Origin of the sequence: Plantibacter sp. CFBP 8775 (assembly GCF_014839505.1) — a bacterium.
Taxonomy (GTDB): Bacteria; Actinomycetota; Actinomycetes; order Actinomycetales; family Microbacteriaceae; genus Plantibacter; species Plantibacter auratus.
This window is the reverse complement of the sequence record NZ_JACYNV010000002.1, coordinates 981,367-1,005,242: the sequence shown is the minus strand read 5'-3', so window position 1 is coordinate 1,005,242 and position 23,876 is coordinate 981,367. Positions and strand designations below refer to the sequence as shown.

Here is a 23,876-nt window from a genome sequence, read left to right as displayed (position 1 = left end):
CCGAGGTCCGCGACCGCGGAACCTGGATCGATCCGACGCATGGACATCCACCACGGAGGCGAGAGCACCGGCGACCTGGCCGGTGCCCTCGCCTCCGTGCGTGGTGGCGAAGCGACCGCTGAGCCCGACTCCTCGCGGGTCCCGCCGGCGGCGCTCGCGATCCTGCGGGACGGCCGGCCGTTGCTCCAGGTGCCCTTCGGTACGGTGCACGCCGTGCTCGGACCGGTGCCGCTCCTCCGGCACCTGATCGCGCGGTTGTCCGGGACGTCCACCGGACCGCGCGGCGCGGCCAGGGTGTCCGGCTCCGAGACGGTGCTCGTCGACGGCAGGCCGGCGCGGTTGTCGTCACGGGCCGCGTCGAGTGCCTCCGGGGTGGCCGTCGTGACGGCCGGGCAGGCCATCAGCTGGTCGCAGACCATCGGTGAGAACGTGCTGCTCGGGTCCGAGCGTGGGGTTGGACTGCGGGAGACGGTCACGCGATTCCTCCGAGGACCGCTCGCCGACCGGACGTCTTTGAGGCAGAGCGATGCCGAGCGGATCCACCGCGCCCTGGGCGTCGTCGGGCTCGACCGGTCACCCACGGACTCCGCCGGTGTCCTGTCGGTCGTGGAGCGTCGGCTCGTGGAGCTCGCCAGGGCGGTCGCCGCGGAGGCGTCGCTCATCGTGATCGACGACAGCGGCCCCGCACTCCGAGCGGACGAGGTCGAGCGTTGGCAGCAAGCGATGGTCGAGGTGGCCCGAGCTCCTCGAACCGCCGACCCCGCACCCGGTGTCCTGCTCGCGACCGGGGCCGTGACCGGGCTGGCGAGCGTCGCATCGGCCGCGACCGTGATCGCCGTCGGTGGTGACCCGTCGCCCCCGATCCGGCTGTCGGCCGTGAACGGTGAACGCGAGGTGCTCGCGGCGTTGGCCGCCGGGGTGGGCGGCATCGACGCGTTCCGTCCGGTTGCCGGCGGATCATCGACGTCGGACGGTGCCTCGGTGATCGCACCGTCGGTGACGGCTGCCGGCCTCACCGTCGAACACTGGACCGCGAGCCACCCGGCGGACCCTGAGCGGATCGTCGTCGACGACCTGTCCTTCGCCTGCGCGCCGGGGGAGGTGCTCGGGCTGTTCGGTCCGCCCGACTCCGGTGCCGGGGAGGTGCTGTTGAGCGTCTTCGGCCGGTCGTACGGCGCACGGACCCGTGGTTCGGTGGCGCTCGACGGTGCGGCGGTCGACGTCTCGACGACGGAGCTGGCGCGCGCCGCGGGGGTCCTCTACACGACGGAGCACCCGATCCGCTTCGACCTCTCCTTCCTCGGCGGGGTACCGTCGAGCGTCTCCCCGGACGCCCTCACGAGGATGGTCCGGCTCGGTGTGGCCGACCCGCGGCGCGACTACCGGGCGACCACCGCGCCGAGCGGCCTGGTCGCCGCGCTCCCCGGCGTGCACCGCGGGCCGGACGCCGACCAGTTCACCGAGTCGCTCCGGATCATCGCGGACACGCGGGCGCGCGCCGTGCTGCTCGCCGAACCGTTCGGTCGGGCGGGCGCCCCCGGCTCCGAGGACGGACGTCGGCGGGCTGAGCGGTACGCCCTGATCCGATCGCTCGCGGCGTCCGGCCGGGCGGTCGTCGTCTCGAGCGAGGACCCTGCGGCGCTCGCGGCCGTCTGCGACCGGGTCGTCGCCGTCCGCGCGGGCCGGATCGTGGGGACCGTGGGCGCTGCTGAGGCGCCGGATTCCGAGCCGCTCGACACCCGCGCCGTCATCGAGGCGATGGGCGGTCTCGCATGAGTCGAAATCGCATCGCCCTGTCCATGGCCACGGCAATATACAACGTTGTACACTGGAGCGCGGCCCAGCCCTGATCCACCCGGCCGAGCATCCGCCCCACCCGCTTGCACCACAGCATCGCGAATCAACCGAGCACCAGATCGACGAAGGAGTCCCACCGGTGAACACCGAGCAGAACCCGGCCGCCAGCGCCCCCGAGCAGGCGACAGCCACGCACGCAGAGACCTACACGATCGGTGTCGACTTCGGCACGCTGTCCGGCCGAGCCGTCGTCGTGCGTGTGTCCGACGGTGCCGAACTCGGGTCGGCGGTGCTCGACTACCCGCACGCCGTCATGGACCGTGAGCTCGCCTCGACCGGCGCCGCGCTGCCGCCCGACTGGGCGCTGCAGGTGCCGGCCGACTACGTCGCCGTCATGCAATCCGCTGTGCCGCGCGCCGTCGAGGCCGCCGGGATCGACCCCGCCGCCGTCATCGGCATCGGCACCGACTTCACCGCCTGCACCATGGTCCCCGTCATCGCCGACGGGACGCCGCTCAACGAGCTGCCCGAGTACGCCGACCGCCCGCACGCCTACGTGAAGCTGTGGAAGCACCACTCCGCGCAGCCGCAGGCGGACCGCATCAACGAGCTCGCCGCCGAGCGGGGCGAGTCCTGGCTGCCGCGGTACGGAGGCCTCATCTCGAGCGAGTGGGAGTTCGCCAAGGGACTCCAGCTCCTCGAGGAGGACCCCGAACTCTACGAGCGCATGGACCACTGGGTCGAGGCGGCCGACTGGATCATCTGGCAGCTCACCGGCACCTACGTGCGGAACGCCTGCACCGCCGGCTACAAGGGCATCTACCAGGACGGTGCCTACCCGAGCCACGAGTTCCTCGCGGCCCTCAACCCCGCGTTCGAGCGGTTCGCCGACGACAAGGTCGCCCACGAGATCGGTGAACTGGGCGCCGCCGCCGGCACCCTGTCGGCCGAGGCCGCAGCGTGGACCGGTCTCCGCGAGGGCATCGCGGTCGCGGTCGGGAACGTCGACGCGCACGTCGCAGCACCCGCGGCGCAGGCCGTCTCGCCCGGCCAGATGGTCGCGATCATGGGCACCTCCACCTGCCACGTCATGAACGGCGACGTCCTCCGCGAGGTCCCGGGCATGTGCGGCGTCGTCGACGGCGGCATCATCGCCGGCCTCTACGGCTACGAGGCCGGGCAGTCGGGCGTCGGCGACATCTTCGCCTGGTACGTCGCGAACCAGGTCCCCGCCCGGTACACCGAGGAGGCCGCGGCGCGTGGTGTCAGCATCCACGAGTACCTCACCTCGCTCATCCAGGACCAGCCCGTCGGCGCGCACGGGCTCGTCGCCCTCGACTGGCACTCGGGCAACCGCTCGGTCCTCGTCGACCACGAGCTCTCCGGCACGGTCCTCGGCCTGACACTCACGACCCGCACCGAGGAGGTCTACCGCGCATTGTTCGAAGCGACCGCGTTCGGCACCCGGAAGATCGTCGAGACGTTCAACGCCTCGGGCGTCCCCGTCACCGAGTTCATCGTCGCCGGCGGTCTGCAGCGGAACCCCTTCCTCATGCAGACGTACTCCGACATCCTCCGCCTGCCGATCTCCATCACGGCGAGCGACCAGGGGCCCGCGCTCGGCTCGGCCATCCATGCGGCCGTCGCCGCCGGGGCCTACCCTGACGTCCCGGCCGCCAGCGCCGCCATGGGCAAGGTGAACCGCGCCGTCTACACGCCGAACGAGGCCGCGGCCGACGCGTACGACCTGCTCTACGCGGAGTACGCGACGCTGCACGACTACTTCGGTCGTGGTGCCAACGACGTCATGAAGCGCCTGAAGCGCATCCGCCGAGCCGCCCTCGGTGGCGGCGTCGACAGCCTGCCGACCGACACCGAGACCACCGCCCTCGAAGGAGCAACCGCGTGAACACCTACTCACCCGAGATCGAGGTCGCGATCGCGCGCGTCCGGTCCGACGTCGCCAAGCTGCACGGCGAGCTCGTCCGGTACGGGCTCGTCATCTGGACCGGCGGCAACGTCTCCGGACGGGTGCCGGGAGCCGACCTCTTCGTCATCAAGCCCTCCGGCGTCGACTACGACGACCTCGCGCCCGAGAACATGATCCTCTGCGACCTCGACGGCAACGTCATCCCGGGCACGCCCGGTGCTGAGCGGTCGCCGTCGAGCGACACCGCGGCACACGCATACGTCTACCGGCATATGCCCGAGGTCGGCGGCGTCGTGCACACCCACTCCACCTACGCGGTGGCCTGGGCGGCACGCGCCGAGCCCATCCCGTGCGTCATCACGGCGATGGCCGACGAGTTCGGCGGGGAGGTCCCGATCGGTCCGTTCTCGATCATCGGCGACGACTCGATCGGACGCGGCATCGTCGAGACGCTCACCGGTCACCGCTCGCGCGCCGTACTCATGCAGAACCACGGGCCGTTCACGATCGGGAAGGACGCCCGCGACGCCGTGAAGGCCGCGGTCATGGTCGAGGACGTCGCCCGTACCGTGCACATCTCGCGTCAGCTCGGCGAGCCGAAGCCCATGCCGACCGAAGCGATCGACGCCCTGTTCGACCGCTACCAGAACGTCTACGGCCAGGCGCCGCAGGGCGCGCTCTAGCCAGAACGACCTCCGGTCCGATCCCGGTCCCTGACACCCTCCCGGTCCCTGAGCTTGTCGAAGGGCCACCCCACCACGGTCCCGCCCTTCGACAGGCTCAGGGATCGAAACGACCTCAAGAAAGAACCCACCAATGCCGAAGCCCACCACCACGCTCGACCACTACACCGTCTGGTTCCTCACCGGCAGCCAGAACCTGTACGGCGAGGAGACCCTCCGTCAGGTCGCCGAGCAGTCCCAGGCCATCGCCGCCGAGCTCGGCGCCGCCGCCGACGTCCCCGTGCGGATCGAGTGGAAGCCCGTCCTCAAGGACTCTGAATCCATCCGTCGCGCCATGCTCGACGCGAACGCCGACGACAGTGTCATCGGTCTCGTCACCTGGATGCACACCTTCAGCCCGGCCAAGATGTGGATCGCTGGCCTGGACGCGCTGCAGAAGCCGCTGCTCCACCTCCACACGCAGGCCAACGTCGAGCTGCCGTGGTCGGAGATCGACTTCGACTTCATGAACCTCAACCAGGCCGCGCACGGCGACCGCGAGTTCGGGTACATCCAGACGCGTCTGGGCGTCGCCCGCAAGACGGTCGTCGGCCACGTCTCCGACCCGCGCGTCCAGCGTGAGGTCGGCACCTGGCAGCGCGCCGCCGCCGGTTGGGCGGCCACGCACGAGCTCAAGCTCGCACGCTTCGGCGACAACATGCGTTACGTCGCCGTCACCGAGGGCGACAAGACCGAGGCCGAGCTGCGGTTCGGTGTGCAGGTCAACACCTGGAGCGTCAACGAGCTCGCCGAGGCCGTGCACGCGTCGACGGACGCCGACATCGACGCGCTCGTCGCCGAGTACGAGGAGCTGTACGACGTCGTCCCCGAGCTGCGGAAGGGTGGCGAGCGGCACGAGTCGCTCCGCTACGGCGCCGCGATCGAGCTGGGCCTGCGCTCCTTCCTCGAGGCCGGTGACTTCGCTGCGTTCACGACGAGCTTCGAGGACCTCGGCGAGCTGCGTCAGCTGCCGGGCCTCGCCGTCCAGCGCCTCATGGCCGACGGCTACGGCTTCGGTGCGGAGGGCGACTGGAAGACCGCCGTCCTCGTGCGCGCCGCGTCCGTCATGGGTGCCGGCCTCCCCGGCGGCGCCTCGCTCATGGAGGACTACACGTACCACATGGAGCCCGGCAACGAGCTCATCCTCGGTGCGCACATGCTCGAGGTCAGCCCGACGCTCTCCTCGGCTCGTGCCACCCTCGAGGTGCACCCGCTCGGCATCGGCGGCAAGGAGGACCCGGTGCGCCTCGTCTTCACGGCCGACTCCGGCCCCGCCGTCGTCGTCGCGATGAGCGACATGCGCGACCGCTTCCGGCTGACGGCGAACGTCGTCGAGGTCGTCCAGCCCATCGAGGCCCTGCCGAAGCTGCCCGTCGGGCGCGCCGTATGGAAGCCGGCTCCGGACTTCGCGACCTCGGCCGCTGCCTGGCTGACCGCCGGTGCCGCGCACCACACCGTCATGTCGACCGCGGTCGGGGTCGAGGTGTTCGCCGACTTCGCGGAGATCGCCAAGACCGAGCTCCTCGTGATCGACGAGTCGACCACCACGCGCGACTTCCAGCGCGAGGTGCGCTGGAACAACGCGTACTACCGCCTCGCCCAGGGGTTCTAGCCCCGGGACGATCCGACCGAGACGGCCTCCTGCCCACCAGCGGGAGGCCGTCTCGCGTCGAGGTGTCGTCGATCGTGCTGTGCGACGTCGGCGCTTGCTAGCCTGGGGCGACGCGCCGGGGGTGGCGCGCTGAACGACGGGGGTCGACCGATGACGGACGTGTTCACGCAGACGGAGCAGCAGGAGCCGGGCGATGAGGGGACGGCCGAGCCGACGAGGCTCGGGTGGAAGCTCGCGATCGGTGGGACCGTCCTCGTCGCCGGTGTCGGAGCGGTCCTCGCGATCGTCGCAGCGACCGGCGGGTTCACCGCCGCCGACCCAGCAGCCGCCGAGCGGGCGATGGAACGGTGCATCGCGGAGCGGGCGAGCACCATCATCGACGCCGGCGACCGCACCCCGGCCGAGGCCGCCGCCGAGGGATGTGCGCTCGATGCCGAGTCGGACACCTTCCTCGACGAGTACGGCGACTGACCCGGGTCGGTTCGGGCGCGTTCGGGCGCGCTATCGGAGCCCGATGATCGTGCCGACGACGAACAGCCCGAGCGCGCTCCACATGAGGATGTCGTCGATGCTCATCCGGACGCTGAGGCGCCGACCACGGGTGCTGACGCGCCCGGCCGCCGCGGTCGAGGCCGACTCGTCCGCCTTGGCGCTTCGCCGGTCACCTCGGGTCTCCCGCCACCGGGCCCAGCGTTCGATGCGGTCGTCCACGGCGTCGACAGCGGCGGCGATGTCCTGCCAATCGTCGACCTTCGTCGTGACGAGGTCGTCGCTGGTCACGAGCAGGAGCCAGTCGTCGACGATCTCCACGTCGAAGCCGCGCACGTGGTCGAGCAGTCGCGCCATCACGTCGGGCGTGAACAGGTAGAGGGCATCGGCCTCGTAGCCGACCGGGCAGTAGAGGTGGAAGTGTCGGTCGAAGCCGCCCTCGAGGCTGAGCCGCTGCGTATCGGCCGGGGCGCCGGCGCCAGTCATCCCTCGGCGGCGGCCGTCCTGGGCGCGGAGCAGGATGTGGGGGAGGGCGACGGGCATCCGGAGCGCGCAGTAGCCGCCGAAGGGGGCCGCGAGGTTCTTGCGGTTGCCCATGACCTCGTAGTCGGCGATCTCGATGCCACGCGGCTCCCGGCTCCGGAGGACTCGATGGAGGTTCACCGACCCGCGGCTCCGCCAGGGCATGTCGCGCTGGAGGGCGATGGGACCGACGCGGTAGTCGAACCCGTTGGCCTCGGCGAAGGTGGCGAGGCGGAGGTGTGTGCGTCGCATGGTCCTCCGCGACCAGACCCTGATCGTCATGCGGACGAGGATCACGGCGAGGAGGATCATGACCACCACGAGCGTGCCCATGCCGAAGGCGATCCCTCCCGCGTTCCTGCCGCCTTGAGCGTAGGCGAGCAGGCCGACCAGGCCGAAGAAGAAGATGCCGAACAGTCCACCGATCGCGCCGAGGGTGGTGGTGAGCCGTCGGATTCGCCCGATGCGATCGCGGGCGCCGGGGTCCTCCCCGACGAAGGCTCGCCACTGCTCTCGAACCTCGTGACGGGGAAGCGGCCGGGTGAGCGCACTCGTGTCGAGTGGTTCGGGAAGCGCCTGCACGCCCTCCAGCCTAGTTCCGCGTCGAGGCGCGGCCCGCTCAGTCGGGGGCGTCCGTCGGTGCCTCGTATCCGACCGGCAGCTCGGGGACGGTGCTCGAGCCAGTGTGGAGCGCGGTGACCGCGAGGAGCATCGGTACCGGTGCTTCCGCAGGGCGACCCGCGTCGTCGGTGACGTCGGGGACGAGCGCGATCGTCAGCCGGTCGGTCGTGACCGGTTCGAACACGTGCACCCTCGAGACGCCGACGGAACCGGCTTTGACGAGCGTGCGGCCGTCCGGTGTGCGGACCTCGTGGCGGTCGATGAGCTGTCCGGCGGTGAGGTTTTCGTGCAGCCGGAGGTGATCGAAGGTGACCGGCTCCGCGAACGTGACGGTGGCCGTCGACCCGTCGGTGGTCAGCGTTCCCGGGATCGGCTGTGCGAAGCGTCGGTCGCGCTCCGCGGCCCAGGCGGTCACGCGTTCCACATCGGCGTCGGGGAGGAGCCCACGGGTGTCGGGTGGGAGGTTGAGGAGCAGGTTCGCGCCGAGTCCGACGGACCGGTAGAAGATCGCGAGCAGATGCTCCACCGACTTCGGCTCGTCGTCCGGGTGCCAGAACCAGCCGCGACGGATCGAGACGTCGCACTCGGGCGGCAGGTAGAGGGCCTCCTCGAACCGGCTGGTGACGACGGTGTAGTTGCTGAAGTCGGTGTGGTCGACGACGTACCGCACCGGGTCTTCGGCGAGACCGTTCTCGTTACCCACCCAGCGGATCGTCGGGGCGCCCATGTTGAACACCATGGCCTGCGGCTGAAGCCGTTCGATGATCGCGGAGATGCCGGGCCAGTCGTAGGTGTACCCCTCGGACCCGGCGCCGTCGAACCACAGCTCGACGAGCTCGCCGTAGTTCGTGCACAGTTCGGTGAGCTGCCGGGCGTACACCTCGGCGTAGCGCGCCTCGTCGGCGTACTCGGGGGCGTGGCGATCCCAGGGCGAGAGGTACAGCCCCAGTCCGAGGCCCGCCTCGCGACAGGCTGCAGCGAGCTCGGCCACGACGTCGCCGTGGCCGTCCTGCCACGGTGAGGATGCGACGCTGTAGTCGGTCGTCGAGGTCGGCCAGAGACAGAACCCGTCGTGATGCTTCGCGGTGAGGATGACGTATCCGGCGCCGATCGAGGCCGCCACGCGCACCCACTGCCGCACATCGAGGTCGCTCGGATCGAAGCTCGAGGCGGGCAGCGTGCCGTCGCTCCATTCCTTGCCGGCGAAGGTGTTGACCCCGAAGTGGAAGAACACGCCGAACCCGTGCTGTTGCCAACGCAACTGGCCCTCGGTCGGGACGGGACGGTGCTCGTGGTGGTGCGGCTGCTGACTCACTTGACTCCTCCTGCTGCGACGCCTCGGTGGAACCATCGTTGCAGCACGATGAACACCACGAGGACCGGGACGACGGCGATGATGGATCCGGCCATCACGACCCTGGGGTCGAACCCGAACGACGACGCCGAGAGTCGTGCGAGTCCGAGCGAGACGGTGAACGACGACTCGCTCCGCAGGACGAGGAGCGGCCAGAGGAAGTCGTCCCACGCGGTGATGAACGAGTTGACGACGACGACGAGCATCGCGCCGATGGACGACGGCAGGAACAGGGCGGTGAACCGCTGCCACTCCGAGGCTCCGTCGAGGAACGCGGCGTCCTCGATCTCGTCGGGCACCGCCGTGAACGCGGCCCGCATGATGAGGACGTTCATCGCGGAGACGGCACCGGGGAGCCATGCGCCGACGAGGGTGTCGAGCAGGCCGAGCTCCTGGGTCATGAGGAAGAGCGACACCATGATCGACTCGAAGGGCACGACCATCGACACGATCAGCACGGTGAAGGTGACCCGCCGCCCGCGCCAGCCGCGTCGGGAGAGCATGTACCCGGCGGCGGTCGGCAATACCACCTGGGAGGCGATGGTGAGTGCGCAGACGATCGCGCTGTTCGTCAGGTAGGCGTCCATGGGGATCTGCCGGAAGATCGTGACGTAGGCGTCGAGCGTCGGCGACTGGGGGAACAGGGTGGCATCGCGCCCGAAGAGTGCCTCACCGGAGCCCTTGAGCGACGACAGGAACTGCCACAGCAACGGGCCGACGGAGATGAGGAGCACGACGAGCAGGAGCGCGTACCGCACCGGTGTCGTCCTCGACCAGCGCCAGCGCCGACGCCGACGCCGCAGGAGCGGCCGCGCGGGCGGCTGCTCGATGTGCGCGCTCATGCGTCCCGCTCCCCGCCGAAGCGCTGAGCCAGCACGGCGAACACGGCGGTGAGCGCGAAGAGCGCCACGCTCGCGGCTGCACCGTAGCCCGCGTTGCCGGTGATCGGGTCGAGCGCTGCGTCGCGGATGAAGAACGGGAGTGTCCGTGCCTCGCCTCCCGGACCACCGGTGGCGCCGCCGAGCAGGTAGACCTCGCTGAACACGCGGAGCGACCCGATGCCGGCGAGGAGCCCGACGAGGAGCATCGTGAGGCGGGTGCCCGGCACCGTGATGGTGAGGAACCGTCGCGTCGGGCCGGCGCCGTCGAGCTCGGCCGCCTCGTACAGCTCACGGGGGATGTTCGAGAGCGCCGCCAGGTAGAAGATCAGGTACCACCCGAGCCCACGCCACACCGTGAGGGCGATGGCGCTGAGCAGGATGAGTGACCCCTCGGAGAGGAACGGCACCGCCTGCTGGATGAGACCGACCCGCTGGAGCACCGTGTTCACGGGCCCCTGTTCACCGAGGAGGTTCTGCCAGACCAGTCCGACCGCGACGACGGACGCCACGATCGGAGCCGCGTAGGCGGAGCGGAAGAACCCCATCCCGGGGAGCCGGGTGTGGACGAGCTGCGCGAGCAGTAGCGGGAGGACGACCAGCAACGGGACGGCGATGATCGCGTACAGGACGCTGTTGCCGGTCGCGGACCAGAACGCGGGGTCCTGCAGGATCGAGCGGTAGTTGTCGAGGCCGACGAACGCTCCACCCATGCCGAGCGGGGACGTGTCGGTGAACGACAGCGCGATGGTCCCGACGAAGGGCCCGACGCTCCAGATCGTGATCATGAGCAGCGCGGGTGCGCACCACAGCAACGGCACCCAGGGCGGTCGATAACGCGCCGCTCCGTTGAGGTGGATCGCGGTCGTCATCGAGCGTCTGCTCCGATGACCCGGTTGGCCGCGTCCTGCGCGGCCTGGAGTGCCTCACGCGGCGCCTTCTTCCCGGTGAGCGCCAGCTGGAGCTCGGCGTTGACCGCGTTCGCCACTGCGTCGCTCCACTGCACGATGGTGACGATCTCTGCTTCGTCGGCGAGGTCGACGGCGAGACGGTTCGCCTCGTCGATGGGGGCGGTACCGGTGATGTCCGTGAGCTTCGGGATGCCGAGCGACTCGGTGGTGCTCGGGAAGTTCTGGATGCGTGGGTCGCTGATGAAGCGGTTCTGCTGCTCGGCGTCGAGGAGGAATCGCGCGAAGGCGATGGCGGTGGCCGGGTTGGTGCTCGTGCTCGGGACACCGATGGTCTGCACTTCGGCGATCGCCGTGCCGCGGCGGTCGAGGAGGGACGAGACGCCCACGTGCTCGTAGACGCCCGGGTTGCCCTCCTGCACGTACCGGAGCGACGAGGCGTTCGGTGAGCCCCAGACGGTTGCACCCTGGGTGAACAGGGCGGTGGGCTCGTCGTCGGACGCGATCGAGTCCTTCGGGATGCCGCCGGCCAGCGCGAGTCGCGTCATGCGCTCGGTCCACTCCTGCACGGCCGGATCGTCGGCGAAGACGAACGCCGAACCGTCGTCGGCGATGACCTCGGCCTCCTGCAGCTGCCACTCGAGCGGGAGTCGCAGACCGAGACTCGCGGAGAAGGCACTGAACTCGCCGTTCGACCGTTCGGCGACCTGATCGGCCGCGTCGAAGAGTTCCTCGAAGGTGGTCGGCGGCTGCTCCGAGTCGAGTCCGGCTCGCTGCATGAGCTCGGTGTTGTACGTCTGGAGGCCGATGAGGCCCCAGTACCAGGGGAGCACGTAGTGGTGGTCGTCGCCCGGGAGGACCAGGCTGTCCCACAGGCTCGGGATGAAGTCGTCGCCGATGCCCGGTGACGCGGCGTCGAGGTCGGCGAGGAAGCCCTGTTCGCGGAGCCCGCCGGCGGTGGCGAGCGGCATGTTCACGACGTCTGCCAGCGAGCACGCCTGCGCGTCCGCGACGAGCCGGGTGGCGAAGCTGCCGTCGCCAGGGTCGTCCTCCCAGGTGACGGTCGTGCCGGGGTAGGTGGCCTCGAACTCCTCGATGAGTTCGGTGAAGTACTCGGAGAACGAGGCCTTCAGCGCGGTGGTCTGGAAGGTGATCTCACCGGACGGCGTCGCGTCGACCGGCGTGCCAGCGGCGAACTCGTCTGCGATCGCGCAGCGACCGACGCGCTCGCCCCCGGCGTCGCCCGTGCACGCGGAGAGCACGGCCAGCGTGGCGGCTGCAGCGGCGATCGACAGGGTTCGTTGGTGCTTCATGGGGGCTCTCCTCGTCCGCGGACGGGTTCGTCAGCCGTCCTTGCATATCGAGGATAGGCATGAGGTATGTGATATGCAAGCCCTGTGTACAAAAGCCTCATGAGGGCTGCTTGTGGAGTGCGCTCAGCCGTCCAATCGACGGAACCCCACGGTCATGGCCGGATATCGGTGGCCCATGGCCGGGAATCCCTCGGCAGGGTTCGCGGCACCCGTCAGAATGAGGGCATGACCGAACAACGCGCCGTCCTCGATGCCACCGTCAGCTTCCTGAACGGCGGCGGTCTCGCCGTCGAGGACTTCCGTCTCGACCTGCCGCCCGCCATCGCGCAGGCGAAGGGGAAGGCGCAGCAGCAGGAGGTCGGTCGGCTGCTCGTCACGCACCTCGGTCTCGCGATGGTCGGCGAGATCCGCATCACCAAGCTCGAGATCGTGCGCGAGCAGCACAAGGGCTCCCGCGGGATCCTGGCGGCGGCAGCGGCAGCCGGGCTCGAGATCCCGGACACCGCAGCGCAGGCGGACGCCGTGCGCCCCCGTCCGGAGGGCGCGCTCGTCGAACTCAGCCACCCGATCCGTGCCGGCCTCCGCACCTACCCGGGATTGCCGGAACCCGTGATCCGTCCGTTCCTCACCCGTGAGGACTCTCGCCCGAAGTACGCCGAGGGCACCGAGTTCGCGATGGACATCATCGAGATGGTCGGCAACACCGGCACCTACCTCGACAGCCCGTACCACCGCTACGCCGGCGGCGGCGACCTCGCGAGCCTGGCGCTCGAGCAGCTCGTCGACCTCCCGGCCGAGGTGTTCCACCTCCAGGACTCGGCGGAACGCGGTATCGGCGCGAACGTCTTCCTCGAGCGCGACCTGCGCGGGACCGCCGTCCTCCTGCACACCGGGTGGGACCGCCACTTCGCGACCGAGGCCTACACGAAGGACGCTCCCTACCTCGCCGAGGACGGGGTGCGGTACCTCGTCGAGCAGGGCGTGGTGCTGGTCGGCATCGACTCCATCAACATCGACGACACCGAGCCGGGATCCGGTGGCGCGCGTCCGGCCCACTCGCTGCTCCTCGAAGCCGGGATCCAGGTGGTCGAGCACCTCACCGGCCTCGAGCAGCTCCCCGCGAGCGGCGCCGCCTTCACCGCGACGCCGCCACTCGTCGAGGACTTCGCGACCTTCCCCGTCCGTGCCTTCGCGCGACTGCCCTAGGCGCGGTCCGAAGGCCGTCCTCGCGGTGCCGTGGGCGCGCTGAGGACGGTCCCGATCACTCCTCGATCTCGGCCCGGAGCAGTGCCGCATCGGTGTGCTGCTCCAAGCGCTCGTGCGCGTCCGCGAGCTCGGCCGTGACCGTCGTCCAGTCGGACGAGCCGGCAGGGAGGCGTCCGCGAGCCGAACGGAACAGGTCGACGGAACCGGCGTGGTCGTCGACGGCGACCCGGGACCTCGCCGCGAACACCTCGGCCACCGCCGCGCCGTTCTCGTCGCCGGCGGCCACGAACCCCGCGGCGGCGAGCCGAGCGGTCGCCGTCGCGTCGTCGGCGCGTCCGAGTGCACCGAGCGAGCGGGCCTCCGAATCGGTGATGTCGGCCACGAGCCACGCCGCCTCGTGCGCCGAGGCGATGTCGCGAGCCTCCGAGTAGAGCGGCAGCCCGGTGTCGTCGCCGAAGGCCGCCCGTGCGCTCGCCGCACGCTGGAGTGCCTGGACGAGGAGCTGCGGGTCGCCCAGACGGCGAGCGGCGGCGAGTGCCTGGTCGATGACCTCGATCGCGTCGTCGTCCTCGAACTGGACGAGGAGCGTGCTCAACCCGAAGCCGGTGCGGATGACCACCTGGTCGTTCCCGACGGATGCGGCGTCGTCGATCGCGGCGCGCCACACGCCGTACGCCATGCCGTGTTCGCCGATCATGCGCGCGGCCTCGCCCATGTTGGCGAGCAGGTCCGCGAGCTCGCCCGGCGCGGCGTGCTCGCGCTTCGCCTGGTAGACCTCGTCGTAGTGCTCGAGCGCCGTGGCGGCATCGCCCGCGAACTGGAGGTACCGCGCGAGTTGGAGCGTGAGCGAGTCGAGGTCGGCGTACTCCGCCCGCTTCGCGTGGGTGATCGCGAGCTGCATGCGGGCCGCGGCCTCGCGATCACGGTCGGCGTCGCTCAGGAGGGCTGCCGAGAGGGAGCACGCCTGGATGATGCCGAGTCGGTTGCCGAGGACGGTCTGGAGCGCGACGAGTTCGTCGGCGAGCGCGACCCCCTCGGCGAAGGCCCCGGCCCCGCCGAGCATGCGGGTGCGGAGCGTCAGTGCGGGGAGGCGGACCGACGCCCGCTGCCCGGGCTCGAGGAGTGGGTCGAGGAGCTCTGCCGCCTCCTCGATCCGGCCGGTCACGGCGAAGAGGTGCGCGTGCAGGAGACGGGCCGGCGGGCCTGCCTCGCCCGGGTCGTCGATCGCGGCGGCGAGCACGGCCTCACCGGCGAGCCGGTCGGCGATCCCCATGAACCGTTCCGCGGACTCCTGCTCGGTCTGCGCTCCCGCGAGCTCGAACGCATGGCGTGCGGTGACGACGAGCGTGTGGATGAGCCGGTCCGCGTCGACGGGGACGAGACGGGCGTCGTCGAGCTCGGCGAGCAGGAGGGTGAGCCGGTCCTCGGTCGCCGTGCCGAGGAGGGCCACGCCGAAGCGGGCCTCGACGTCGGCGACCGCGATGCGTCCTGCTGCACGGAGCGCCGTGTCGCGGTCGGCCCAGGCCGCCCCCGCACGGTCGTCGTCACCCTCGATGACCGCTGCCTGCGCGATCGCGCCGAGGAGCCCGGCGCGGAGGTTCTCGTCGGGATCCGCGTCGTCCGCGAGGAGCGCGAGGCCCTGCTCGGCGGCGACGATCGCACCGCGTGGGTCGGCGCTCTGCAGGAGTGCGGAGGTCCGTTCACGCCACTCGGCGGCCGTGGTCGCCGGTTCCGGCTCGGCGACCGGGGCTGCGAACCCCTCGACCGACAGTGGGAGGTCCCAGTGCTCCGTCGCGAGTGCCCGCGCGGCCTCGAGTCGCTCAGTGCGGAAGCCGTTGCCGTTGCGTTCGTCGAAGGCACGGGTCAGGTGCTCGGCGGCTGCCCAGGCGCGCGCCGCGACCGCGGTGACGGTCCAGTCGGCGGCGTCGGTCGACTCGGTGCCGAGGTACCGGGCGAGGTCCGGGGCGTCGGCACCGCGGACGGGCAGATCGCCGTGACCGGCTCGGGCGACGGCATCCAGCAGGACGCCGACCGCGATGAGCCCGTCGGCGTGCCCGGACAGGTTGATGGGGTCGTTGACGAGGGTCGGCAGGTGGCGCTCGAGCATCGCCAGGCCGCGCGCCTCGTTGCCCGTGACGGCGCAGAACACGAGGTGGTCGGCGATGATACTGAATCCGTCGGCGTTGGAACGGGCGACCCGGTAGCTGCGCTGGTGCGCCGCCTTGGCATCGTCGAACCGGCCGGTGCGGAGGTAGGGGAGGAGCGCCTGTGCCTCGCTCGTCTCCGGCTCCTCGCCACAGCTCATGCGGTTCTCGAACATCTCGTCGTAGATCCGGATCGCGTCGTCGTCGTGCCCGCGGAGCTGGTGGAACCAGGCGTCCTCATTGCGCACGCACGCTTCGCAGTGGCTGTAGCGGTCGTCCTCGATGGTCGAGCGGTGTTCCAGGAACGCGGCGGCCTCGTCGAGGCGACCGGTCACCGTCGCGATGTGGAACTGCGACTGCACCACGCCGCTCATCGTGGCGCCCGCTGCCGCATACCGCGCGCGCATGTCCTCGTGCATGGCCTCGATCTGCGCGAGCGAGAAGGTCGGGTTCGTCGACAACCGGCCGGCCATCCACTTGTACTGGAACAGCAGGTCGCAGCCGTCGACCGTGATCGGGAAGCGCTCCGGGTCTGCGTCGTGCTTGCCAACGCACCAGCCGAAGGAGCTGAACATGGCGTCGGTGTCGCCCGTCATGTGCGCCGACTGGGTCAACCGCATGCGCGTCGCGTACGCGGCCTCCTCGTCGCCGGCGGCCTCAGCTCGCCGGAGTGCCTCGTCGAGCAGGGCGCGCTCGGCGGGACCACACGGCAGGGTGTCGGCCTCCTCGAGGAGGTCCTGGACGCTCGCGTCGGGGTCGATGTCGTTCACAGGGGTGGCGGTGGTGTCGGTCATCGGAGTTCCTTGTCGTCGAGACCGACACTGAGGCCGATCAGGTCGGTCATGGCTGCGTCGAGCATGCGGCGGTCGCGTGCTTCGAGGGGGCGGTGCCCGGCGAGGAGCGCCTGGACGTAGAGCAGTTGGATGCTGCGCTCGAACACGAGGTCGTCATCGAGGGTCGCCAAGCGGCGGACGAGCGCCGCGTTCCAGTTGAGGCAGAGCCGGGCTGCGGTGTCGGCCTCAATGCCTCCCGGGCCGGCGTCGGCGAGGAAGGAGTCGACGGCCCCGACGACCTGCGACCAGATACCCGGCGCGACCGAGGCGGCCCGGTGCCGCTCGAGCCGTCGGAGCACGGACGGGTCGGCGACGTACAGCGCGGCGAGGTCGTCCGGCCGGTACCGGCGCACCGAGACCCGGCACTCGACCTCGGCGAGCACGCGGCTGGCGCGGTCCTCGAGTGCCGTCGTCGCGGCGAGGTCGTCCAGGTGCGGCGGCTCGAGGTTGTCGAGCTCGTCGGCGACCGTCACCCGTTCGACCCGAACGCCGTCGATCAACTGGGGCAGTCGCTCCAGGATCTCCTGGTCGTACACGTACCCGCCGTTGACGATCGGTGAGGCCGGATCGACGACCGCGGCGATCTGACGGAACTCGTCGCGGGATGCCGTGTACCGGATGATGCCGGTCTGCGACAGATGTTCGTCGATGGTCATCGTGCCGGCGGAGGTCTCGATCGGGAGCCACCGGACGACGGCGCTCGCGAGGTCGTCGTCGTGAGCGGCGATCGCCTTGATGCCGAGCTGGTGGACGCCGATGAACTCCTGGAGTCGGTGCGGCCGCTGGCGGGCGAGGTCGAGGATCCACCGTCGCAGGGTTGCTCCGATGGCCTCGCGGGTGAACTCCAATGCGTCGTCCTGCACGAGCTGCTCGCGCGACGCCGTCGGACGGAGCCCCGTCGTGTCGACGATGCAGCGGACGAAGAACGCCCACTCGGGCAGCAGGTCGTCGATCTGTTCGCTCAGCAGCATGCCGCCGAGGTAGACCCGGCTCGCCTGCCGGGCGCCCGGCGGAGGCGGCGAGGGGAGGACGAAGGCGGTGCCGCGGGTGCCGGTGCCTGGCACCACGATCTCGACGGCGTCGAACGGGCGCGTCCCGAGGAGGTCCTCCCCGAACGCCAGGAGTGCCTCGCGAGTGGTCGCCTCAGCCGTCCGGAACACCGGGTCGACGTTGATGCGCACCGGGTGGTCGGGTGCGGAGGGATCGACCACCTCGACGTCGAGGTCGAGGAACCGTCCGAAGGTGGTGGCGAGGCCGAGCACCGTGCCGTGCCCGAGCAGACTGCCGTCGTGCAGTGGACCGTCGATGCGTGGGTCGAGTATGACCTCCGAGCCGATCGGCATGGCGGCGGTCGTGGCGTCGTCGAGTTCGCGGATCGTGAACGTGCCGTCGGCGTCGCCGATCCATTCGATGGCCGGACCGCCACGAGCCGATCGGCTGCGGACGGTGATGGTGTCGGCGACCATGAAGCAGCTCAGCAGCCCGATGCCGAACCGGCCGAGGTAGTCGCCGCGCTGGAGCTCGTCGAGGTCGCCGCGCTTGGAGCTGCGGCCGACCGTCGCCAGCAGCTCGGCGGCTTCGTCGCGGGTGAGCCCGACACCGTCGTCGCGGAATCGGAACGGCGAGCCCGCCTCCGAGCCGGACGGTGGCACGTGCGGGGTGATGAGGAGTCTGCCGGGAGGCGCCGTCGGGTCGTCGGCGCGACGGGCTGCGACGGCGTCGCGTCCGTTCTGCAGGAGCTCACGGAGGTAGACGCGCGGTCCCGAGTAGATGTGGCGGCTGAGCAGGTCGACGACTCCGCGGAGGTCGACCTGGAACGGCAGCGGGGCTCGGGAGTGGTCTGGCATGGCTCTCTTCCGTCGGCGGCTACGGGGCCTGCATCGGGGGTACATGCAGGGTGGATCGGGCTCCAGGCAGGCGGACCGCGACCGGTTCGTCTGCAGCCGGATCAGCCTAGCGAACGTCGTGAAACGGATGCTGGGCGGTCGCCTGGGAGTCGTCGAGACGACCGCGCTCCCCAGGGCCTGTGGAGCGAGGTCGACGCCGATCGGTCGTCCGGGGGTGTCGCGAAAACGCGTCCCCGGCTGCTAGCCTTGACGCCGCTTCTCGAATCGATTCGACATCGATTCGGACCACCCCTCCCATCCCCCCCGCACCTCGCTAGGAATCCGTTCACCAGTGCACACCGCAGGAATCACCGTCGTCCACCCCGGGGACTCGCTCTCGGGCAGGCAGCGCCTCGTCTACATCCTCGTGCTCGGCGCGCTCACCGCGCTCGGGCCGTTCACCATCGACCTCTACCTGCCGGCGTTCCCGATCCTCGAACAGGACCTCGACGTCCCGGTCAGCCTCATCCAGCTCACCCTCACCGGGACCACGATCGGCTTCGCGGTGGGCCAGCTCTTCATGGGGCCCTGGAGTGACAAGGTCGGCAGGCGTCTCCCGCTCATCCTCGCGACGAGCATCCACATCCTGGCCTCGGTCGGCGCCGCGTTCGCGCCCGACATCGGGTGGCTCATGGTGTTCCGCGTGCTGCAGGGTGCTGGCGCGGCGGCCGGTGGTGTCGTCGCGATGGCGATGGTCCGCGACCTCTTCGGCGGGAAGCCGCTCGTGCGGATGCTGTCGCGACTCGCGCTCGTCAACGGCCTCGCGCCGATCGCCGCTCCCGTCATCGGGTCGCAGCTCCTCCTCGTCCTCGACTGGCGCGGACTCTTCGTGTTCCTGGCCGCCTACGGACTGTTCGTCGTCATCGCGGTGTCGCTCTGGATCGTCGAGACCCTGCCTCCGGCGCGGCGTCGCGACGCCGGACACAGCACCGTCCGCGACCGCTACCGATCGGTGTTCAGCGACCGCGTGTTCGTCGGTGTCGCCCTCATCGGTGGCATGAGCTTCTCCGGCCTGTTCGCCTACCTCTCGAGCTCGTCGTTCCTCTTCCAGGAGGTCTACGACTTCGACGCACAGGAGTACGGTCTCCTGTTCGCGGTGAACTCGCTCGGCATCGTCGCCGGCGTGCAGATCTCGTCGCGCCTCATGCGCTGGTACGGGCCGCAGTGGATCCTGGCCTGCACGACCATCGTGCAGCTCATCTCGGCGGTCACGATCGTCGCGCTGACGATGGCCGACGTCGGGCTGTTCGGTGTGCTGGTGCCGCTGTTCTTCTTCATCCTGTCGTGCGGCTTCGGCTTCCCGGCGGTGCAGGTGCTCGCACTCGCGAACCACGGGCACGAGGCCGGGACGGCGGCGTCGCTCCTCGGGGCGCTCAACTTCGGGCTCGCGGGACTCATCTCGCCGATCGTCGGCGTGCTCGGGATCGGTACCGCGATCCCCATGGGTGCGGTGATGGCCGCGACCTCGGTCGTGTCGGTGTGCGCGCTCTGGTTCATCGTGCAACCGAAGAAGGTCCCGGCCCTCGCCGGCTGACCTGGTGGGCTCGCGCCAGCGCGGTGCGCCAGCGCGGTGCGCCAGCGCGGTGCGCTGACGTGAGCGCGGGCCTGTGGCGTGAGCGCGGGTCTCCGGAGCGGCGCGCTCAGGGCTGCGACCCGCGGTCACGCCGGTTCGGGCTCACTCGGGTGGCCGCACCGCGCTGACGCCGGTTCGGGGCGGTTCGGGCCAGCGCACCGCGCTGACACCGGCTCGGGCCGGGCCGGGCGAGCGGGTCCCGGTCAGGCGGAGGGGTCCAAGCCGTCGACGTAGGTCCAGGCGCCGGTGTCCTTCGAGAACCGACTCCGTTCATGCTGGCTCCCGGCGGAGCCCCGCACGCCGGGAACCTTGTGGTGCGCGACGAACTCGACCATCCCCTCGGTGTCGAGCAGCCCACCGCGGGAGGTCGCGACGATGTCGAGCCGGTACCAGCGGAGCGAGTGGTCCAGCTCGAGCGACGCCGGCTTGGTCGACGGATGCCACGTGCGCAGCAGGTACTCGGCGTCGCCGACCGCGAAGGCCGAGAACCGCGACCGCATGAGCGCCTCCGCGGTCGCCGCCCCCGACTCGCCTCGGTGTAGTCGCCCGCAGCAGGCGCCGTACGTCTCACCGGACAGACAGGGGCACCGCGCGTCGTCGGCGAGCGGGGCGGTTCGGGAGTCGGTCGTCACCGCTCCAGTATCGCCCGTCAGACTCGCGGCTCGTGCTCGTCGGCCGTCCCCGTCGCCAGTGCCCGTCCGGGCGCGTCCGGAGGCGCATCGGCGCGGCGATCAGTGCGTCATCCTCCCGACGCAAGCCCACGCGCGAGACATACCCGACACGGCATGATGGGACGATGACGGCACCCGACGACCACGACGACCCAGCAGCTGCACCGGCTCCCGAGGTGCACGAGGCGGTCTCGCCAGCCCTCGACGAGTCGGGTGCACTCGCGATGGATCCGGACCCGGCGTCGATTCGGCCCGATCCGAAGCTCGCCGCGAAGGTCTCGCGGCGGTGGCCGTTGATCAGCGGGGCGATCGCCGTGGTCCTCGTCCTCCTGCTCGGCGTGCTGCTCTTCCAGCGCGGTCCGAACGCCCCGTTCGGGTTCGATGAGGAGTGGATGCAGGAGGTCCTCGAGGAGCGTTCACCGTGGCTCGTCCAGGCTGCGCTCGTGATGAACTGGCTCGGCGGCGGGGTCGTCGCGATCTTCGTCGTACCGCTGCTCGGGATCGCCGTCCTCCTGCTGTTGCGCCGTCCATGGGCCGCACTGTACTTCGCGATCGTCTCCGCCCTGAGTGCAGGAGCGGTGCAGATCATCAAGAACATCGTCGGTCGATCGCGGCCCGAGGACATCCTCGTCCACGCGGACTTCGGTTCGTTCCCGTCCGGGCACAGCGCGAACGCGGCGACCATCGCCGTCGCGTTCGGGATCATCTTCCCGCGGGTCTGGGTGTGGTTGATCGGTGTCGCCTACACGCTGCTGATGATGCTGTCGCGGACCTATCTCGGCGCCCACTGGGTGAGCGACACGATCGGTGGGCTCCTGCTCGGTGCCGGTGTCGCGCTCATCATCGCCGTGCCGTTGCTGCACCGCATGTCGACCGAACCGAAGAAACGGGTCCCGCTCACCGACGGCTGACCGAGTGGACGCCCGGCGCTTGATGGCCGTCGTCCGGCGCTCGTCGTTCGTGTCCGGTCCTGACGCCAGCGCGGTGCGCTGACCCCAGACCGCCCGGATCGGCGTGAGCGCGGGTCCACCGCGTGGGCGCGCCCCTCCGAAGGCCCGCGCTCACGCCACAGACCCGCGCTCGCGTCAGCGCACCGCGCTGGCGGCCACGACACCCCGTGCCGGCGGAGCGGTAGTCTGCTGACAGCCGGGAGCCGGCCGGGGGAGGAGACGCGTGTCGATCACGATGCACGACGTCGCCGCACGCGCGGGCGTGTCGATCAAGACCGTCTCGAACGTCGTCAACGACTACCCGTATGTGAGCGATGCGACCCGCTCCAAGGTCGAGCGCGCGATCGCCGAGCTCGGCTACCGCCCCAATCTCTCGGCCCGGAGTCTCCGCTCAGGCCGGTCCGGCGTGATCAGCCTCATCATCCCCGACCTCCGCAACGCCTACTTCGCGGAGCTCGCGGACGCGGTCATGCGTCAGGCCCGTGCGCGCGGACTCTCGGTGCTCATCGAGCAGGTGGCCGGCGGTCGCGACGTCGAGCTCGAGATCCTCCGCGGGCCGCGCATGCAGCTCGTCGACGGCATCCTCTACAGCCCGCTCAGCCTCGACCGCGACGACAGTGCGCTGCTCCCGGACGGGCCCATGGTGATCCTCGGTGAGCAGCTGTTCGACGGCGACCGCGATCACGTCACGATGGCCAACGTCGACGGAGCCCGCGCGGCGACCGAACACCTGCTCGCGCAGGGCAGGCGCCGCATCGTCGCGCTCGGCACCGACCCGCACGACACCCTCGGGCCGGCCGCCCTCCGCCTCCAGGGGTACCGGGAGGCGCTCGAAGCCGCCGGGATCCCTGCCGACCCCGCCTACGTCAGCACCGTCGTCAGCTGGCACCGCAGCGACGGGGCGAACGCGATGCGCGAGGTCATCGCCGCGGGCCTGCCGTTCGACGGCGTCGTCGCCTTCAACGATGCGATGGCCCTCGGAGCCATGCGCGTCCTCCAGGACGCCGGGCTCCGCATCCCCGAGGACGTCGCGATCATCGGTTTCGACGACCTGGACGAGACGCGCTACGCCCTCCCGACCCTGTCCACGGTCGACATCGGCCGGGAGGAGATCGCCGAGCGCGCCGTCGAGCTGCTCATCGAGCGGATCGCCGCACACGGGGAGCCGGAGGCACCGCGCGCGATCGTCAGTGGCTTCCGCGTCGTCCCGAGGGAGTCCACCGGTTCCTTGACCGCCCGGGGGCAAGGCCCTGGGGGCGCTCCTTCAACGTTGTAGAGTGCGTACAGGGCGGCCGGGCATGCCGCCGCCGAGGAGGATCATGGCGACCACCCTGCACGACGTGGCGAAGCTCGCCGGGGTGTCCGCCAAGACCGTCTCGAACGTCGTCAACGACTACCCCCACATCAAGCAGGCCACCAAGGAGCGGGTGCTCGCGGCGATCGCCGAGCTCGGCTACCGCCCGAACCTCTCCGCGCGTGGGCTCCGCTCCGGCCGGTCCGGCGTCATCAGCCTGATCATCCCCGACCTCCGGAACTCCTACTTCGCCGAACTCGCCGACGCCGTCATGCACGCCGCCGCGCAGCGTGGTCTGTACGTGCTGATCGAGCAGACCGGTGGCGACCGCGAACGCGAGGCGGCGCTCGTCCGTGGTCCGCGGACACAACTCGTCGACGGCATCCTGTACTCCGCGCTCGAGCTGGGGGAGGAGGACGTCGACATCCTCGCCGAGGTGCGCACGCCGATGGTCCTCCTCGGCGAGCGGATCTTCAACGCTCCGAACGACCACGTCACCATGCAGAACACCGAGGGCGTGCGGGCGGCGACGGAGCACCTGATCGCTTCGGGGCGCCGACGGATCGTGGCGTTCGGCGCACACCCGGGGGAGGAGATCGGTTCGGCCGGGCTGCGCCTCGTCGGCTACCGCGAAGCGCTCGACGCCGCGGGTCTGCCGTACGACGAGGCCCTCGTGCGCGAAGTCGAGATCTGGCATCGCCTGGACGGCGCGGTCGCGATGCGCACGATGCTCGACGAGGGAGTGCAATTCGACGGCATCGTCGCATTCAATGACGCCCTCGCCCTCGGCGCGATGCGCGTGCTGAGCGAGCGGGGCATCCGGATGCCGGAGCAGGTGGCGATCATCGGCTTCGACGACATCGACGAAGGACGGTACTCCCTGCCGTCGCTGTCGACGATCGCGCCGGGGCGCGACCAGATCGCCGAGACGGCCGTGGATCTGCTGCTGGAGCGCATCGAGCGGCGCGACGAGTCCTTCCCGCCGCGCCTCGTGCTCGCCGACTTCGAGCTCGTCCAGCGGGAGTCCACCGCGTTCCCAGCCGCCTGATCCGCCGCCCCGATTCGTCCTTGACATCGCTGGAACCACCCGGCATCATGCTTTTACAACGTTTACCTTCAACGTTGTAAAACCCGGCACGATGACAACGAAGTTCCATCTCCGAGAGGACAGCA

18 protein-coding genes are annotated in these 23,876 nt (G+C 70.5%); 10 read left to right on the top strand and 8 right to left on the bottom strand.

Features of this window, described 5'->3' with window-relative positions; genetic code table 11:
* Positions 1–39 precede the first annotated feature (39 nt).
* The 5 genes from IFR14_RS17035 (at position 40) to IFR14_RS17015 (ending at position 6,532) form a co-directional block, all read left to right on the top strand.
* Positions 40–1,776 carry a hypothetical protein gene (locus IFR14_RS17035; RefSeq protein WP_191941724.1) on the top strand — a complete coding sequence of 579 codons (1,737 nt, stop codon included), beginning with the start codon at positions 40–42 and terminating at the stop codon, positions 1,774–1,776.
* A 232-nt stretch (positions 1,777–2,008) separates the two neighbouring features.
* Entirely contained in the window at positions 2,009–3,706 is a 1,698-nt protein-coding gene (gene araB / locus IFR14_RS17030) for a ribulokinase (RefSeq protein ID WP_371413698.1), read from the top strand.
* Positions 3,703–4,410, top strand: coding sequence for an L-ribulose-5-phosphate 4-epimerase (locus IFR14_RS17025; RefSeq protein WP_071258853.1), 708 nt, complete (start codon positions 3,703–3,705; stop codon positions 4,408–4,410). The genes araB and IFR14_RS17025 overlap by 4 nt, the downstream gene beginning before the upstream one ends.
* A 133-nt stretch (positions 4,411–4,543) precedes the next feature.
* The gene (gene araA / locus IFR14_RS17020; protein ID WP_056014267.1) at positions 4,544–6,061 is read left to right on the top strand and encodes an L-arabinose isomerase; all 1,518 of its coding nucleotides are present in this window, start codon (positions 4,544–4,546) and stop codon (positions 6,059–6,061) included.
* A gap of 150 nt (positions 6,062–6,211) precedes the next feature.
* Entirely contained in the window at positions 6,212–6,532 is a 321-nt protein-coding gene (locus tag IFR14_RS17015; protein WP_191941723.1) for a hypothetical protein, read from the top strand.
* 30 nt (positions 6,533–6,562) lie between these two features.
* Here the strand turns inward: IFR14_RS17015 and IFR14_RS17010 are convergent, their stop codons facing one another.
* The 5 genes from IFR14_RS17010 to IFR14_RS16990 are packed head-to-tail and all read right to left on the bottom strand — an operon-like array spanning position 6,563 to position 12,146.
* Positions 6,563–7,654 (bottom strand): hypothetical protein, encoded by a 1,092-nt coding sequence (locus tag IFR14_RS17010; protein WP_191941722.1) that lies wholly within the window; start codon positions 7,652–7,654, stop codon positions 6,563–6,565.
* Positions 7,655–7,691: 37 nt separating this feature from the next.
* Positions 7,692–9,008 (bottom strand): alpha-L-fucosidase, encoded by a 1,317-nt coding sequence (locus IFR14_RS17005; RefSeq protein WP_342365729.1) that lies wholly within the window; start codon positions 9,006–9,008, stop codon positions 7,692–7,694.
* Entirely contained in the window at positions 9,005–9,889 is an 885-nt protein-coding gene (locus IFR14_RS17000; RefSeq protein WP_191941720.1) for a carbohydrate ABC transporter permease, read from the bottom strand. The genes IFR14_RS17005 and IFR14_RS17000 overlap by 4 nt, the downstream gene beginning before the upstream one ends.
* Positions 9,886–10,797 carry a carbohydrate ABC transporter permease gene (locus IFR14_RS16995; RefSeq protein WP_124769977.1) on the bottom strand — a complete coding sequence of 304 codons (912 nt, stop codon included), beginning with the start codon at positions 10,795–10,797 and terminating at the stop codon, positions 9,886–9,888. The genes IFR14_RS17000 and IFR14_RS16995 overlap by 4 nt, the downstream gene beginning before the upstream one ends.
* Complete coding sequence (locus IFR14_RS16990) at positions 10,794–12,146, bottom strand: extracellular solute-binding protein (protein ID WP_191941719.1); 1,353 nt, start codon at positions 12,144–12,146, stop codon at positions 10,794–10,796. Before IFR14_RS16990 ends, IFR14_RS16995 begins: the two co-directional genes overlap by 4 nt.
* 225 nt (positions 12,147–12,371) lie before the next feature.
* On the opposite strand from IFR14_RS16990, the gene IFR14_RS16985 reads away from it, so the two are divergent.
* A complete protein-coding gene (locus IFR14_RS16985; protein ID WP_191941718.1) occupies positions 12,372–13,352 on the top strand; it encodes a cyclase family protein in 981 nt (326 codons plus the stop codon).
* 55 nt (positions 13,353–13,407) lie between these two features.
* On the opposite strand, the gene IFR14_RS16980 is transcribed toward IFR14_RS16985, so the two are convergent.
* Positions 13,408–16,290 (bottom strand): hypothetical protein, encoded by a 2,883-nt coding sequence (locus tag IFR14_RS16980; protein WP_191941717.1) that lies wholly within the window; start codon positions 16,288–16,290, stop codon positions 13,408–13,410.
* Positions 16,287–18,176, bottom strand: coding sequence for an HSP90 family protein (locus tag IFR14_RS16975; protein ID WP_191941716.1), 1,890 nt, complete (start codon positions 18,174–18,176; stop codon positions 16,287–16,289). The genes IFR14_RS16980 and IFR14_RS16975 overlap by 4 nt, the downstream gene beginning before the upstream one ends.
* Before the next feature lie 331 nt (positions 18,177–18,507).
* Here IFR14_RS16975 and IFR14_RS16970 point away from each other — a divergent pair, with 331 nt between their 5' ends.
* Positions 18,508–19,749 carry a multidrug effflux MFS transporter gene (locus tag IFR14_RS16970; RefSeq protein WP_205858686.1) on the top strand — a complete coding sequence of 414 codons (1,242 nt, stop codon included), beginning with the start codon at positions 18,508–18,510 and terminating at the stop codon, positions 19,747–19,749.
* Between the two features lie 242 nt (positions 19,750–19,991).
* Here the strand turns inward: IFR14_RS16970 and IFR14_RS16965 are convergent, their stop codons facing one another.
* Positions 19,992–20,420, bottom strand: a complete 429-nt coding sequence (locus IFR14_RS16965; RefSeq protein WP_086474988.1) for a YchJ family protein — start codon at positions 20,418–20,420, stop codon at positions 19,992–19,994.
* A gap of 164 nt (positions 20,421–20,584) precedes the next feature.
* Here IFR14_RS16965 and IFR14_RS16960 point away from each other — a divergent pair, with 164 nt between their 5' ends.
* The 3 genes from IFR14_RS16960 to IFR14_RS16950 all read left to right on the top strand — a co-directional run bounded on the left by IFR14_RS16960 (position 20,585) and on the right by IFR14_RS16950 (position 23,751).
* The gene (locus IFR14_RS16960; RefSeq protein WP_228501947.1) at positions 20,585–21,370 is read left to right on the top strand and encodes a phosphatase PAP2 family protein; all 786 of its coding nucleotides are present in this window, start codon (positions 20,585–20,587) and stop codon (positions 21,368–21,370) included.
* Positions 21,371–21,632: 262 nt separating this feature from the next.
* Complete coding sequence (locus IFR14_RS16955) at positions 21,633–22,685, top strand: substrate-binding domain-containing protein (protein WP_191941715.1); 1,053 nt, start codon at positions 21,633–21,635, stop codon at positions 22,683–22,685.
* Positions 22,686–22,728: 43 nt separating this feature from the next.
* The gene (locus IFR14_RS16950) at positions 22,729–23,751 is read left to right on the top strand and encodes a LacI family DNA-binding transcriptional regulator (RefSeq protein WP_191941714.1); all 1,023 of its coding nucleotides are present in this window, start codon (positions 22,729–22,731) and stop codon (positions 23,749–23,751) included.
* The last annotated feature ends 125 nt before the right edge of the window (positions 23,752–23,876 follow it).

Bases quoted from the DNA above. Each gene is read 5' to 3' on its own strand.
- IFR14_RS17000 (WP_191941720.1), bottom strand. From the start codon at position 9,889: ATGAGCGCGCACATCGAGCAGCCGCCCGCGCGGCCGCTCCTGCGGCGT.
- IFR14_RS16985 (WP_191941718.1), top strand. From the start codon at position 12,372: ATGACCGAACAACGCGCCGTCCTCGATGCCACCGTCAGCTTCCTGAAC.
- IFR14_RS16975 (WP_191941716.1), bottom strand. From the start codon at position 18,176: ATGCCAGACCACTCCCGAGCCCCGCTGCCGTTCCAGGTCGACCTCCGC.
- IFR14_RS16990 (WP_191941719.1), bottom strand. From the start codon at position 12,146: ATGAAGCACCAACGAACCCTGTCGATCGCCGCTGCAGCCGCCACGCTG.
- IFR14_RS16995 (WP_124769977.1), bottom strand. From the start codon at position 10,797: ATGACGACCGCGATCCACCTCAACGGAGCGGCGCGTTATCGACCGCCC.
- IFR14_RS17015 (WP_191941723.1), top strand. From the start codon at position 6,212: ATGACGGACGTGTTCACGCAGACGGAGCAGCAGGAGCCGGGCGATGAG.
- araA (WP_056014267.1), top strand. From the start codon at position 4,544: ATGCCGAAGCCCACCACCACGCTCGACCACTACACCGTCTGGTTCCTC.
- IFR14_RS16980 (WP_191941717.1), bottom strand. From the start codon at position 16,290: ATGACCGACACCACCGCCACCCCTGTGAACGACATCGACCCCGACGCG.
- IFR14_RS16960 (WP_228501947.1), top strand. From the start codon at position 20,585: ATGACGGCACCCGACGACCACGACGACCCAGCAGCTGCACCGGCTCCC.
- IFR14_RS16950 (WP_191941714.1), top strand. From the start codon at position 22,729: ATGGCGACCACCCTGCACGACGTGGCGAAGCTCGCCGGGGTGTCCGCC.
- IFR14_RS17035 (WP_191941724.1), top strand. From the start codon at position 40: ATGGACATCCACCACGGAGGCGAGAGCACCGGCGACCTGGCCGGTGCC.